Annotated in this window: 13 protein-coding genes; 6 read left to right on the top strand and 7 right to left on the bottom strand. The window is 63.9% G+C overall.

The window, feature by feature from the left end:
* The first annotated feature begins 358 nt into the window (after window positions 1-358).
* On the top strand, window positions 359-2614 hold the full coding sequence (gene parC / locus EOA75_RS17475; protein WP_095824753.1) for a DNA topoisomerase IV subunit A: 2256 nt from the start codon (window positions 359-361) through the stop codon (window positions 2612-2614).
* Window positions 2615-2855: 241 nt separating this feature from the next.
* Entirely contained in the window at window positions 2856-4055 is a 1200-nt protein-coding gene (locus EOA75_RS17470) for an AI-2E family transporter (RefSeq protein WP_127216641.1), read from the top strand.
* Here EOA75_RS17470 and EOA75_RS17465 read toward each other — a convergent pair.
* The 3 genes from EOA75_RS17465 to EOA75_RS17455 form a co-directional block, all read right to left on the bottom strand.
* Window positions 4043-4939, bottom strand: coding sequence for a DMT family transporter (locus EOA75_RS17465; protein ID WP_127324739.1), 897 nt, complete (start codon window positions 4937-4939; stop codon window positions 4043-4045). The two genes, EOA75_RS17470 and EOA75_RS17465, sit on opposite strands and share 13 nt — an antisense overlap.
* A gap of 121 nt (window positions 4940-5060) precedes the next feature.
* Window positions 5061-5825 (bottom strand): arginyltransferase, encoded by a 765-nt coding sequence (locus tag EOA75_RS17460; protein WP_067000678.1) that lies wholly within the window; start codon window positions 5823-5825, stop codon window positions 5061-5063.
* Between the two features lie 139 nt (window positions 5826-5964).
* Window positions 5965-6435 carry an RDD family protein gene (locus EOA75_RS17455; RefSeq protein ID WP_127324738.1) on the bottom strand — a complete coding sequence of 157 codons (471 nt, stop codon included), beginning with the start codon at window positions 6433-6435 and terminating at the stop codon, window positions 5965-5967.
* Window positions 6436-6634: 199 nt separating this feature from the next.
* Between EOA75_RS17455 and sthA the strand changes: the two genes are divergently transcribed.
* A complete protein-coding gene (gene sthA, locus EOA75_RS17450; RefSeq protein ID WP_127216644.1) occupies window positions 6635-8023 on the top strand; it encodes a Si-specific NAD(P)(+) transhydrogenase in 1389 nt (462 codons plus the stop codon).
* 25 nt (window positions 8024-8048) lie between these two features.
* Here sthA and EOA75_RS17445 read toward each other — a convergent pair whose 3' ends face one another.
* Window positions 8049-8711 carry an alpha/beta hydrolase gene (locus tag EOA75_RS17445; RefSeq protein WP_127324737.1) on the bottom strand — a complete coding sequence of 221 codons (663 nt, stop codon included), beginning with the start codon at window positions 8709-8711 and terminating at the stop codon, window positions 8049-8051.
* Between the two features lie 203 nt (window positions 8712-8914).
* Here EOA75_RS17445 and opgC point away from each other — a divergent pair, with 203 nt between their 5' ends.
* On the top strand, window positions 8915-10087 hold the full coding sequence (gene opgC, locus EOA75_RS17440) for an OpgC domain-containing protein (RefSeq protein WP_067330202.1): 1173 nt from the start codon (window positions 8915-8917) through the stop codon (window positions 10085-10087).
* Window positions 10088-10096: 9 nt separating this feature from the next.
* Here the strand turns inward: opgC and EOA75_RS17435 are convergent, their stop codons facing one another.
* Window positions 10097-11176 (bottom strand): substrate-binding domain-containing protein, encoded by a 1080-nt coding sequence (locus EOA75_RS17435; RefSeq protein WP_067000691.1) that lies wholly within the window; start codon window positions 11174-11176, stop codon window positions 10097-10099.
* Window positions 11177-11350: 174 nt separating this feature from the next.
* Between EOA75_RS17435 and EOA75_RS34080 the strand changes: the two genes are divergently transcribed.
* Both EOA75_RS34080 and EOA75_RS34075 read left to right on the top strand, forming a co-directional pair.
* Window positions 11351-11494: a hypothetical protein gene (locus tag EOA75_RS34080; RefSeq protein WP_082954112.1), complete on the top strand. Its 144-nt coding sequence runs from the start codon at window positions 11351-11353 to the stop codon at window positions 11492-11494.
* 56 nt (window positions 11495-11550) lie between these two features.
* Window positions 11551-11688 carry a hypothetical protein gene (locus EOA75_RS34075; RefSeq protein WP_095801262.1) on the top strand — a complete coding sequence of 46 codons (138 nt, stop codon included), beginning with the start codon at window positions 11551-11553 and terminating at the stop codon, window positions 11686-11688.
* Between the two features lie 44 nt (window positions 11689-11732).
* Here the strand turns inward: EOA75_RS34075 and EOA75_RS17430 are convergent, their stop codons facing one another.
* Window positions 11733-12107, bottom strand: a complete 375-nt coding sequence (locus tag EOA75_RS17430) for a DUF423 domain-containing protein (protein WP_095824748.1) — start codon at window positions 12105-12107, stop codon at window positions 11733-11735.
* 30 nt (window positions 12108-12137) lie between these two features.
* Complete coding sequence (locus EOA75_RS17425; protein WP_095824747.1) at window positions 12138-13382, bottom strand: multidrug efflux MFS transporter; 1245 nt, start codon at window positions 13380-13382, stop codon at window positions 12138-12140.
* Window positions 13383-13455 lie beyond the last annotated feature (73 nt).

Genomic DNA, 13455 nt, shown 5'->3' with positions numbered 1-13455 from the left:
TTCTACTCCATCACCATTCCGCGACGAACGGGTCGGGAACAAGGCGTTTCCCGGCACATTTGTCGAAAACGGCGATGAAAAGCAAACCCGGCCGGCACGCTTTGCATGATGCGGTGAATTTGTCATGAAGACCGCGGCTCTCCTGCGCCGGCGCGTTGCCTGCCCAGATAGAGGGCGCATGTAACAGATTGATGTTGGCCGGTTAGCCCGCTTGCTGCCGGGGCCGGTTGCAGAATGGGCAAACTGGAATGTTCAACTTGCCGCTTCCGTGAAATCCTTCACGTCGCCATTTGCGACGAATCCGCCGACTGCCAACCCGGCGCTTGCCGCGAATCACCCGCTCGGCTAGTCCAAATCCATGGGCAAAAGGCATTTGCCGCCTGAAGACAGTGGCGGCGGCGACAACATCGAACCGGTCGATCTGAAGGAAGCGCTCGAGAAGCGCTATCTCGCCTATGCGCTGTCGACCATCATGCACCGGGCGCTGCCGGATGTGCGGGACGGACTGAAGCCGGTCCATCGCCGCATCATGCATGCCATGCGGCTCTTGCGGCTCAACCCGGATCAGGGCTTCGCCAAATGCGCCCGCATCGTCGGCGAGGTGATGGGTAAGTTCCATCCGCATGGCGACCAGTCGATCTACGACGCGCTGGTGCGGCTCGCGCAGGAATTCTCGATGCGCTACCCGCTGGTCGACGGGCAGGGCAATTTCGGCAATATCGACGGCGATAACGCCGCCGCCATGCGCTACACCGAGGCGCGCATGACGGAGGTGGCGACCGAGCTGCTTGCCGGCATCACCGAGGACGCCGTCGACTTCCGGCCGACCTATAATGAGGAGGACGAGGAACCCTCCGTTCTTCCCGGCGCCTTCCCGAACCTGCTCGCCAACGGCTCGTCCGGGATTGCGGTCGGCATGGCGACCTCGATCCCGCCGCACAACGCCGCCGAGCTTTGCGACGCGGCACTTCATCTGATCGAGCATCCGGACGCGCCGGTGGCGAAGCTGATGGATTTCGTCCAAGGGCCGGATTTCCCGACCGGCGGCATCATCGTCGATAGCCGCGCCTCGATCCTCGAAGCCTATGAGAGCGGCCGCGGCGGTTTCCGCGTGCGCTCCAGATGGAGCCAGGAGGACCAGGGCAGGGGCACCTGGAGCATCGTCGTCACGGAGATCCCCTATGGCGTCCAGAAGGCCAGGCTGATCGAGAAGATCGCCGAGCTCCTGATGGCGCGCAAGCTGCCGCTGCTCGAGGACGTCCGCGACGAAAGCGCCGAGGATATCCGTATCGTGCTGGTGCCGAAGAGCCGCAGCGTCGATCCAGGCATCCTGATGGAATCGCTGTTCAAGCTGACGGAGCTCGAAAGCCGCTTCCCGCTCAACATGAACGTGCTGTCGCGCGGCAAGGTGCCGAACGTCCTGTCGCTGAAGGGCGTGCTGAAGGAATGGCTCGATCACCGCCGCGACGTGCTGATCCGCCGCTCGAGATATCGGCTGGGCGAGATCGAGAAGCGGCTGGAAATCCTGGCCGGCTATCTGATCGCCTATTTGAACATCGACGAGGTGATCAGGATCATCCGCGAGGAGGACGAGCCCAAGCAGGTGATGATGGCCCGCTGGTCGCTCACCGACAATCAGGCCGAAGCCATCCTGAACATGCGGCTGCGCGCCCTGCGCAAGCTGGAAGAGATCGAAATCCGCAAGGAGTTCGACGGCCTTACCGAGGAGAAGAAGCAGATCGAGGCATTGCTTGCCTCCGACGCCAAGCAATGGGCGACGATCAAGTGGGAAGTCGCTGAGGTTCGTAAGAAGTTCGGTCCGGAGACCGAGCTCGGCAAACGCCGCACCCAGTTCGCCGACGCGCCCGAGCATGACCTCACCGATATCGCGCACGCCATGATCGAGCGCGAGCCTGTCACCGTCGTGGTTTCGGAAAAGGGCTGGCTCCGCGCGATGAAGGGTCACCTGACCGACTATTCGCAGCTTGCCTTCAAGGAAGGCGACAGCCTGAAGCTCGCCTTCCACGCGCAGACGACCGACAAGATCCTGGTCTTCACCACCGGCGGCAAGTTCTACACCATCGGCGCCGACCGGCTGCCGGGCGGGCGCGGCCATGGCGAGCCGATCCGCATCATCGTCGACATGGAAAACGACCAGGACATCGTCACCGCCTTTGTGCACGACCCGAAGCGCAGGCTGCTTCTGGTCTCATACGACGCCAACGGCTTCGTCGTCTCCGAGGAAGAGGTGATCGCCAACACCCGCAAGGGCAAGCAGGTGATGAACGTCAAGGCGCCGGACGAGGCCAAACGCTGCATTCCGGTTGCCGGCGACCATCTCGCCATTGTCGGCGAGAATCGCAAGATGCTGATCTTCCCGCTGTCCGAAATCCCGGAAATGGCGCGAGGCAAGGGTGTGCGCCTGCAGAAATACAAGGACGGCGGCGTGCTGGACCTTAAGACCTTCACGATTGCAGCGGGGCTGACCTGGCAGGATTCGGCCGACCGCACCTTCACCAAGTCGCGCGAGGAATTGGCCGAGTGGATCGGCGCCCGCGCAGCCGCCGGTCGCATGGTGCCGAAGGGTTTCCCGAGGACGGGCAAGTTCGGGTAGCGAGGCTCCCCTTCTCCCCTGTGGGAAATGTGTCGCCGAAGGCGACGGATGAAGGTGTTCCAGGGGACACAGACATCTCACACTCCGCTGGATCACCCCTTATCCGTCTCGGCGCTACGCGCCGATCCACCATCTCTCACAGAGGAGGAGGCTAGGCGCAAACATTTGGACTATCGTCACGATTGCTGCACTATGATGGTGCATAAGCAACCATCGGAGCTGGCAGGGGAGAACCGCCGCGTTGAAGCGGGCTGAGATCCAGAAACCAGGGCAGCGCCTGTTCGGTCTGTCGGCGCCGCTGAGGGCTGCCGTCATCCCGCCGCTGTCGGCGGCGCGCTGGCTCCTGGTGCTGATCGTCGCCGCCGGCGTCTATTTCTTTCACGGCTTCCTGTTCCCGGTGCTGGCGGCGCTCGTCATTGCCTTCGCCAGCTGGCCGCTCTACCGCCGGCTGCTCGCCGGGGTGGGCGGCAACCGCACGATCGCCGCGACCCTCGCGATCCTGTTCATCCTGACCTTCCTGGTGGTGCCGATAGCGCTCGCCGGCACTTACGCCATCAACGAGCTTCGCGAGTGGGTGGTGTGGGCGATCGAGACCAACCGCCACGGCTCTGCCACGCCGCAATGGATCGCCACCATGCCGGTCGTCGGCGAATGGCTGAACCAGCAGTGGATGGCCAATCTCGGCCATCCCGGCGGCATCGGCGAATTGATCCAGATGGTCAGCGGCTCCAACATCGGCACCATCTATCGCGGCGCGCTGGCCGCCGGCGGCAGCGCCTTCGGCCTGCTGCTCACGCTGCTTTTCATGCTGATCGCGCTGTTCTTTGCCTATCGCGACGGCGAGGGCTTCGCGGCGCAGGTCGATCGCCTCGGCGAGCGCATCTTGCCGACGCGCTGGGAGCGCATCTCGCGCGTCGTTCCGGCCACCATTTCATCGACCGTCACCGGCATGACCGTCATCGCCATTGGCGAGGGCGTGGTGCTGGGCGTCGCCTATTGGCTGGCCGGCGTGCCGTCGCCGGTCACGCTCGGGGCGCTTACCGGCATCATGGCGCTGATCCCGGGCGGCGCGCCGCTCTCCTTCACGCTGGTGTCGATCTACCTCGCCGCCAGCGGCAAGTTGTTTGCGGGCCTTGCGCTGTTCGTCTGGGGCGCGGTCGAGCTTTTCATCGTCGACAAGACGCTGCGCCCGAAGCTGGTCGGCGGGCCGATCAAGCTGCCTTTCCTGCCGACCTTTTTCGGCCTGATCGGCGGCGTCAAGACGATGGGCTTCCTCGGCCTCTTCATAGGCCCTGTACTGATGGCGCTGCTCGTCGCCATCTGGCGCGAATGGCTGCGCGAGGTCGAGCTGATGGATGAGCTTCCACCTGCCGCTGAAGAAGGGAACGGGCCGCCACGGATCGAGACGGCGCCTGAGACCAGGAAAATTCAGGCCGGGTAGGCGACGGCGAGGGCTTCGCGGCGCCTGCGGCCTTCGTGCAATTGCCAGAGCGAGTGGGCTACCAGCGCCACGATCAGGATCGCGCCGCCGATCAGGCTGTTTCGTGTCGGAGCCTCGGCAAAGACCAGCCAGACCCAGACAGGCGCGAGCACCGTCTCCAGAACGTAGAACATCGCCACCTCCGGCCCTGAAATATATTTCGGGCCGGCGGCGAGACAGAAGAACGAGATCGGCATGATCACCGCGCCGTTGAAGATGATCCACCACGGCGCGTTGACGTGCAGTCCTTCACCCGAGACCATGAATGCGGCGAGCGCCAGCGGAAAGACGACGCCGACCAGCGCGGTGAAGCCCATGTCCTTGCCGCTGGCGCGCGAGATGGTGATGGCGAGTGCGACGAAGAAAGCCGAGCAGAGCGCCATGAAATCGCCGAACAGTTTTCCGGTGCCGACCGAACCGCCGACGATGATCAGCACGCCGACGATCATCGCCAGCATTGCGATCACGGTGCTCAGCCGCGGTCGTTCTCTGAGGAACAGCCAGGAGAGCAGCGCCGCGAAGACGGTGTTGAAGGCCAGGATGAAGACGAGGTCGGCGGTCGAGGTATGATAGACGGCGGTGACGAAGGTGATCGAAGTCAGGCCGTAGCAGATCGCCGCCGCCAGGCCCGACCAGCCGGGGATGAGCTTCGGCACTTTGCCGCGCACCGCGCGCCAGACGACCCAAATCAACAGGGTGGCGACAAGCGTTGTCCCGGTCCGCAGCGCCATGATGGTCCACGGGCTGCCATCCGCGAGCCGGATCAGGGGAATGTCGAAGGTGAGCACCAGGCCGCCGATGGCGGTGATCAGCAGGCCTTTCTGATGGTCGTGGTGGGAAGACATGATTGGTCTCGCAATGATTTGCAGGCGGCGGCTGGCTCGATGGCGCACGCTTCCAGCGAGTGGCGGAAACACCAGCTTCCTGCCCCTTGAAACAGTTTAAGAACGGGCTTTGGAAAAAAGGTCAGCGACTGACCGCTTCGTGATCGTAGCGTTCCCAGCCTTTCGGACCGAGATGCTCCTGCGGCATGAACCGCATCTTATAGCTCATCTTGCGCGAGCCGTTGACCCAGTAGCCGAGATAGACGTGGGGCAGTCCCATCGCCTTGGCGCGGGCGATGTGATCGAGGATCATGAAGGTGCCGAGCGAGCGGTCCTCGAAATCGGGATTGAAGTAGGAATAGACCATCGACAAGCCGTCGGCCATCTTGTCGGTCAGCGCTACGGCAATCAATTCACCCTGGCCCTTGCCGGTGATGAAGGTGTCGGGGCCGCGGCGCCGGTATTCGATGATCTTGGTGTCGACATGCGTGTCCTCGACCATCATCGCATAGTCGAGCACTGTCATGTCGGACATCCCGCCGCGGCGATGGCGCGCGTCGAGATAGGCGCGAAACAGCGAATATTGTTCGGTGGAAGGCTGCGCGTCGTGCATGGCGCCGATGAGGTCGGCATTGCGCTGAGTGACGCGGCGCATGTTGCGGCTGGCGGTGAACTCCTGCGCCAGGATGCGCACCGACACGCAGGCGCGGCAGGATTCGCAGGCCGGCCGGTAGGCGATGTTCTGGGAACGCCGGAAGCCGCCTTGAGTGAGCAGATCGTTCATCTCGGGCGCCTTGTCGCCGACAAGGTGCGTGAACACCTTGCGCTCGAACTGGCCCTCCAGATAGGGGCACGGGGACGGCGCGGTCAGGAAGAACTGCGGCGACTGGGTCGGATGCTGCGTCATCGATTCTTGGACACGCTCCTGCGAATAGCCCTACCTTTGGCCCGGCCGGCGAAAAATTCAACAGGATTGTGCTGTCGCGGCCGGCCCAAGCTGTTCATATCTAGCACAACCGGCGCGGCGACGGCGGCCGCACATAGCGTCAGCTATCGGTGCGGGTGACGACGGTGCCGAGAAGCAGGTCGTGCAGCGTGCGCTTGCGATCGGAAAACAGCGTGACCAGCAGCACCAGCGGCGTCAGGATGACGTTGCCGGCCCAGAACAGCACCGAATGCACGACGGCGGTCAGGCCGTCGATGCGCGCGCCGTCGAGCCTCTCAAGCCGGATGCCCATGATCTTCATGCCGGTTGTGGCCTGGTCGCGGCTGCCCAGCGTGTTCCAGATGTAGAGGATGGCAACCGCCGGAAGCAGGACGGAGAACAGGGCCCAGCCCAGGCCGAAGGTCAAAAGCCCGAGTAGGGCGACCAATATGGCGAAGGGGATGGTGAGCAGCGCCACGAAGAAATAGTCGAGGATGAAGGCGAAGATGCGCCTGGTGCGCACGCCGCGGTAGACGCGTGTATCCTCGAGCCTTGTGGTGATAATCTCGCCGTCCAGCACGCGCGTGTTCATGTGTCATGCCTCGCAACAGGCCGGAAATAAGTCTCGGCCATTCGCCACTGAAATGGTGAAAGCCGGTGGCGGAATCAAGATGGACTGCTCGTGACGCCCGCGCGGCAGGCTGTGGCGAGCGGCGCTGCGGCGATTGAATTCATGGCGCGGATCGCGTTAGCCTGCTGCGGCGCAACAAGACGCCGAGGGGATGGGGAATATGGACTACGACATGCTGGTCATCGGCAGCGGCCCCTCCGGGCGCCGCGCCGCGGTGCAGTCGGCCAAGCTCGGCAAGTCGGTTTTGGTCGTCGATAGGGGCCGGCGTCTCGGCGGCGTCTCCGTGCACACCGGCACCATTCCATCCAAGACGCTGCGCGAAACCGTGCTCAATCTCTCCGGCTGGCGCGAGCGCGGCTTCTACGGGCGCGGCTACCGGGTCAAGCAGGATATTTCGGTCAGCGACCTCGTCGAGCGCCTGCACAAGACGCTCGATCACGAAGTCGAGGTGCTGCAGCATCAGTTCATGCGCAACGCGGTCAAAAGCGCGCGGGCCACGGCCAAGTTCATCGGCGCCAACAAGGTCAGCCTGACCACCGACAATGGCGACTACAGTGAGATCGGTTTCGCCAATGCGCTGATCGCGGTCGGCACCAGGCCGCACCGCCCGCGCGACGTGCCGTTCGACAAGACGCGCGTCTTCGACAGCGACGAGATGCTGGAACTTAACCGGTTGCCGCGAACGCTGACCGTCATCGGCGCCGGCGTCATCGGCGTCGAATACGCGACCATCTTTTCGGCGCTCGACGTGCCGGTGACGCTGGTCGAGCCGCGCAACACCATCCTCGATTTCGTCGATCGCGAAATCGTCGACGACTTCATCCATCAGATGCGCGACCGCGGCATGACCATTCGCCTCGGCAGCACGGTAAAAGAAATCGCCTCGAAGCCCGATCATGCCGAAGTGACCCTTGCCGACGGCCGCACCATCCGCTCCGAAATCGTGCTTTACGCTGCAGGCCGCAGCGGCAATCTTGGCAGCCTCGGGCTCGACATGGTCGGCATCGAGGCCGACAGCCGCGGCCGCATCAAGGTCGATCCCCAGACATTTCAGACCAGCGCGCCCAATATCTATGCCACCGGCGACGTCATCGGCTTTCCGAGTCTGGCCTCGACCTCGATGGAGCAGGGCAGGGTGGCTGCCTGCCATGCCTTCGGCGTGGCGCTGCCGCCGCCGCCGGAAACGTTTCCTTACGGCATCTACGCCGTGCCGGAAATCTCCACCGTCGGCCAGTCCGAGGAGCAGGTGCGCGAGAGCGGGATCGCCTATGAGGTCGGCGTGGCGCGCTTCCGGGAAACCTCGCGCGGCCACATCATGGGCGTCAACTCAGGTTTCCTGAAACTCCTGTTCTCGGTCGACACGCGCCGCCTGCTCGGCGCCCATATCGTCGGCGAGGGTGCGACCGAGCTCATCCATATCGGCCAGGCGGTGATCAATCTCGGCGGCACGGTCGACTTCTTCGTCAACAACACCTTCAACTATCCGACGCTGGCCGAAGCCTACAAGATCGCCGGGCTGGATGCCTGGAACCGGATGGGGCAGGGCTAGCCTCGGCAGCAGCGTCTATCTCTCGTCAGGCGGCCGGCGTCGAGGTCGCGGCAAGCCACTGCCGGGCGATCGCGGCATCCGCGTCGCCGAACTCGTGGCCGGAGGCGACGATGCGCGCATCGACCTCGGCACGGCGCTGGCTGAAGAGCGTTACCAAGGCTGGCGCGAACGGGCCGTAGGTCTGGTCGGCCGCGCCGGCGATGATCAGCACTCGCGTTGCGGCAAGGTCGGTCGCCGGCGCATCGTCGAGCACCGGCATCGCCCTGAGCAGCGCCGCCTGCCTGACGAGGCCCGGGTGAAGCAGCATCAGCGTGGAAACCAGATTGGCGCCGTTTGAGTAACCCAGGAAGCTCGCGCGGGTGAGATCAAGCTCGTGGAGCCGTGCGGCTTCCACCGCGAATTGGGCGAAAGCGGCCGTCTCCGCGCGGATACTCGACTGCTCGAAGCTGGTCGGCGTGATTCGTTCGAACCAGCGAAAACCGTCCTCCTGGCGGATGCGGCCGCGTGCTGCGACAACCACCGCGCGCGGCGCGATCCGCCTCGCCAACGGCAAAAGTGTCGCTTCGTCCACGCCCGATCCATGCAGCACGAAAAGGCATTCGCCGCTCGTATTTTCCGGTCTGATCAGACGATAGGAAAAGGGCAGATCACGCTGCAGCTCGCTGTTTTTGCTGTCATGTTCGGACATGATCAGATCCTTTTGATTCTACGGTGATTTCGCTGATTTGCCGGCTTCAAAACGGAATGTTTTCAAGCTCCGCGAAAGTTGATTGAACCTGGCGCATTTCGGGCCGTTTCTGCGCCGATACACTCCCGAACGGGAGGAATCGAAGCGGTGCGTCGGGGGTCGCATTGCTGGACATGAAACACCAGCTCTGAGGCCTTTTGTCGATGACCATCCCCGTTTCTCAACGCGATACGCGTATCGATGTGCTGCGCGCGCTCGCCTTGCTCACCATTTTCGTCGACCACGTGCCGGGTACCGTCTTCGAAAACCTGACCTACAAGAACCTCGGCTTTTCCGATGCGGCAGAGGCCTTCGTTTTGATCTCCGGCATCTCGGTGGCGCTCGCCTATGGCACCAAGTTCAAGCCGGGGGGCAGGCTGCTGGCGACCCTCAAGATGTGGCGGCGCGCCGGCGTGCTCTACGTCACCCACATCGTCATCACCATGCTGGTGATCGCCCTGTTTTCCGCCACGGCCGTGTTCGCCCACCGCCCGGAGCTGTTGAAGATGATCAACATCGAGCCGCTGATGAAGGACACGCCGGAGGTGCTTTTCGGCATCGTCACCCTCGGCCATCAGCTCGGCTACAACAACATCCTGCCGGTCTATGCGGCGCTGCTTCTGGCGGCGCCGGCCTTCGTTCTGTTCGTCAGCTACAGGCCCGTGGCGGCACTGACCGTGTCCGGGCTGCTGTGGCTGGTCGCCGGCATCTGGCAGATCGCTCCGCCGAATTATCCCGAGCCGGGTCTCTGGTTCTTGAACCCGCTGTCCTGGCAGTTTCTGTTCAACATCGGCCTTGCCGCCATGCTGCATATCAAGCGCGGCGGCACCATCCCCGTAAACCGGTGGCTGGTGGGTTTCGCCGGCGTCTATGTGGTGGGCGCGGCGATCTGGGTGCACAGCCCACTCTGGGGGCAGATCACCTGGTTCAATCTGCCGGTGGTGATCGGCGGCTTCGACAAGACCTTCCTGTCGCTGCCGCGGCTGCTGCATATCTTGGCCGTCAGCTATCTGGTAGTCGCCCTGCCGGCCGTATCGAACCTTTTCCGCGCCAAGCCCGACAATCCGCTGGCGATCCTCGGCAAGCGTTCGCTGCCCGTCTTCGTTGCCGGCACGCTGATTGCCATGGCCGCTCAGGTGCTCAAGCTGATCAATCCGGGCGGCCTCGCCTATGACACGTTGCTGATCGCTGCCGGCATCGCCATGCAATTCGCACTGGCGCTCTATCTCGAATGGCTCGCCGGTCTCGGCCCGACCCGCATCAAACCGGCGCGTGCGGAGCCGGCGCGCACCGGGTTCGCTGCGCCGCCCATGCCGGCGCGGGTCGGCGGATATTGAGATGTGGTTCTAGGATATGGGAGCAGGGCCCGTCGAGGCCCTGACGACGAGCTCAACGCCCATCGTCTCGCGCCGCACGGCGCCGTCATAGTCGAGGATCATGCGCGCGGCCCGCCGGCCGATCTCGGTGATCGGCTGCGCGATGGTGGTCAGCGGCGGGTCGCAGAGCGCGCCGTCGGGCACGCCGTCGAAGCCGACAACGGAAACGTCTTCCGGCACTTTCAGACCGCGCGCAGTCAGCCAGTCGATGGCGATCATGGCCATCCTGTCCGACATTGCCAGGATGGCGGTCGGCCGCTCGCCGCCGGCAAAGATCGCTTCGAGCCCCGCCCAGGTGCTCCTTTGCTCGTTCTCGGTCTCGAAGACCGGGATGCTCTTCGTGTCGACACCGAAGCCGGACAGTTCCTCGAAATAGCCGGCCAGACGGTCGCGCGTTCCCGTGTAGACGGCCGAGCGGACCATTTCGGGTGTGACGAAGCCGGTGCGGTCATCACCGAGAGTAAGCGACAGCACGGCGAAACGGCGATGTCCGAGTTCGGCAAGATGCCGCGCGGCGAGCCGTCCGCCGGCGATGTTGTCGACGCCGATCGCCGAGATCGTCTCGTCATGAAAGCCGAGCTCCAACGCCACGAAGGGCAGCCTGCGTTCGCGCGTCAGCTCGACGAGACGCGAGCCACCTTCGATGCAGAACAGGATGAAACCGTCGACCAGCGCGCTCTGGATGTTCCAGGCGAGCTTCTCCTGGTTGGCCGCCGAAACCAATGCGATCCCGGCGCCGGTGGCGTCGCAGGCCTCGGAAATGCCCGCCATCATGACGCGGGCGAAGGGATCCTCGAAGAAGTAGGAAAGGGGCTCGGTCGTGCCGACGCCGATGGCATTGACCTTGCCGGCGCGCAGCAGGCGGCCTTTCGGATCAGGCCCGGCGTAACCCATCGCCTCCGCCACCGCCCTGACCCGCTCGCGCACCTCGGCGCGCACGACCTCCGGGCGACTGAAGACATTGGAGGCCGTCCCATGCGAGACGCCCGCCGCCTTGGCAATATCCGCCAGCCGGATGGGGCGTGCCTGGCCTTCGATAAGTGATGCCATGTCTGTTCTCCGAATCCGGTCGCATGTCGAACATGGACGCGGAAAGTCTGACGGTCCACCTACTACTTTCATTGGATCGATTCAAATTTTCGCTTGACTACGGCGGTGCAGGGGTTATGATTTGAATCGATCCAAGTCTCTTGACATGAAGCAAGATTCGAGAAGGAGGGTGCCGTGCATCCGGTCAACTTTTTGTTCGAGGACGTCTACCGCAACGATTGGGGCATTGCTTCAGCCGAGCAGAGTGAGCGGCGCCGCGGCAAGACAGGCCCGTGGAAGCGTCAGCCCCGCTTCATCGTGGAGCGCAAGCGCGCCTGAGCAGCCGTCTTTTTCGCGTCGGTCTATTGGATCGATTCAATTCAAGGAAGTAAGTCATGCATCCCATCAGCCATCTCTTCGAGGACATCTATCGCAACTACTGGGGCATCTCGCGGCCAACCGACCGGCCGGAACGGCGGCGCGCGGCGGAGCCGGCGTCGCGCAAGCGGCGGCTGCGTCGGGGAGGGCGGTAGTCGCGGCCCATTTTCCGACGAGCCTCAGCAATGGCAAGGCGGATCTAGGGCCCTGGGCGCCACTGCGCCGAGATCGCAATCGCCAGCCAGCCGACGATAAGCAGCGTGCCGCCGATCGGCGCCGACATCGGAAACAGCCGCGAACCGAGGAAATCCCGGGCGAGAAGATCGACCGAGAACAGCAGCAGGCCGACAAGCAGCGCCAGGCTTGCGATCCTGAGATACCGGCTGCCGCCGATAAGACCGATGGCGAGGAAGACCGGCGCATGCATCAGCAGGAAGGATGCGGCCGTGCCGGTGAAGGCGCCGCCGCGATGCGCGGCCGCCGCCGACAGCGCCACCCCTGCCGCGCCGACGAGACCGCCTGCCAGCACGAGGATGCGGCTGCCGCCGTCTGATGGTTGCCCGGCAAGACTCATTTCGATGCTCCGTCTTCGATCGCGCGCGGCTCAGGATTCGCCGGCCTCGAGCAGCATATGCCGTGCGCGCCGCGTCTGGACAATCCAGTTATAGACCGCCCCCAGCGCCATCAGCACCGATGTGCCCAAGAACACCGCCCGCATGCCGAAATGGCCGCCGACGAAGCCGCCGGCGAGCGGTCCCGCGACCTGGCCGACATACTGCGCCGAGATCGATAGTCCGAGCACATTGCCGCCGACGCCGTCGGGGATGTTGTGACGGATGACGCTGGTGATGCAGGGCAGGAGGCCGCCCAGCGCCAGCCCCATCAGGAAGCGCAAGCCGATCAGCTGCCAGCCGTCGGTGACGAAAGCTTGCGGGACAAGCAGCAGGGCCGAAACGGCGAGCGCGCCGACGACCACGTTCCAGTGGCCGACCCGATCGGCAAGCTTGCCCAGCCACGACGAGGACAGGATGGTTCCAAGCGCGGCCGCCGACATCACCACGCCCGCGACCATCGTCACCTTGCTCTGGTCCGCGACGAGCTGCTGCACATAGACCGTGATGATCGGCTCGATCGACATGGTTGCAAAGGCGAGCAGCATGCCGGTCGTCAGCATCGCGACGACCGGACGCTTGTCGGGAATCTGTGCCCAGCCGCTCTTCGGCTTTGCCGACGAGACAGGTTTGGGAGCCGGCGGGTTTTCCTTGATCAGGAAAGTCGTGGCCAGAAAAGCGAGAAAGATGACAGCGCCCGACAACAGGAAGGTGGCGCGGATGCCGATCACCGGCGGCAGCATGCCGCCAAGCAGCGGTCCGACAAGCGAGCCGGCCGTGATACCGGCCGACAGCACGCCGAGCGCCCAGCCGGAGCGCTCCTTTGGCGTCTGCATGGCCACCAATATCGTCGACCCCGAGGAGTAGCCGCCGGCAAAGCCGATCAGGAGCCTCAGCAGCACCAATTGCCAGACGCTCTCGACCATACCGGTCAGCGACATGCAGATCGCCATGCCGAACGAGGCGCGCACCAGCATCAGCTTGCGGCCGTAACGGTCGCCGAGCCGCCCCCACAGAGGGGCGACCAGCGCCGCCGCAAAGAAGGTGGCACCGTAAGCAACTCCTGACCATTGCACGATTGCCGCGTGCCCTTCGGCACCCAGCTGTTCGACATAAAGCGGCAGGAACGGCAACAGCAGCGTCATGGCAATCAGCGTGCTGAACGAGCCGGCGAAGCAGACGGCGAGATTGCGTCGCCAATGGATATTGTAGCCGCTCTGGGTGCTGTTTTCTGCCATGTCATGCCTACTTGGTTGTCCGGGGTTGTTCCGGATACCGTTTTGGGATACCAGATCGGTATCCGTCATGAAC

Source organism: Mesorhizobium sp. M1A.F.Ca.IN.022.07.1.1 (assembly GCF_003997575.1).
Classification (GTDB): Bacteria; Pseudomonadota; Alphaproteobacteria; order Rhizobiales; family Rhizobiaceae; genus Mesorhizobium.
This window is presented reverse-complemented; position numbering and strand designations above follow the sequence as displayed.

Coding starts and splice junctions, on each gene's coding strand:
- parC (WP_095824753.1), top strand. CDS start 359: ATGGGCAAAAGGCATTTGCCGCCTGAAGACAGTGGCGGCGGCGACAAC.
- EOA75_RS17465 (WP_127324739.1), bottom strand. CDS start 4,939: ATGTCTTCCCACCACGACCATCAGAAAGGCCTGCTGATCACCGCCATC.
- EOA75_RS17460 (WP_067000678.1), bottom strand. CDS start 5,825: ATGACGCAGCATCCGACCCAGTCGCCGCAGTTCTTCCTGACCGCGCCG.
- EOA75_RS17455 (WP_127324738.1), bottom strand. CDS start 6,435: ATGAACACGCGCGTGCTGGACGGCGAGATTATCACCACAAGGCTCGAG.
- sthA (WP_127216644.1), top strand. CDS start 6,635: ATGGACTACGACATGCTGGTCATCGGCAGCGGCCCCTCCGGGCGCCGC.
- EOA75_RS17445 (WP_127324737.1), bottom strand. CDS start 8,711: ATGTCCGAACATGACAGCAAAAACAGCGAGCTGCAGCGTGATCTGCCC.
- opgC (WP_067330202.1), top strand. CDS start 8,915: ATGACCATCCCCGTTTCTCAACGCGATACGCGTATCGATGTGCTGCGC.
- EOA75_RS17435 (WP_067000691.1), bottom strand. CDS start 11,176: ATGGCATCACTTATCGAAGGCCAGGCACGCCCCATCCGGCTGGCGGAT.
- EOA75_RS34075 (WP_095801262.1), top strand. CDS start 11,551: ATGCATCCCATCAGCCATCTCTTCGAGGACATCTATCGCAACTACTGG.
- EOA75_RS17430 (WP_095824748.1), bottom strand. CDS start 12,107: ATGAGTCTTGCCGGGCAACCATCAGACGGCGGCAGCCGCATCCTCGTG.
- EOA75_RS17425 (WP_095824747.1), bottom strand. CDS start 13,382: ATGGCAGAAAACAGCACCCAGAGCGGCTACAATATCCATTGGCGACGC.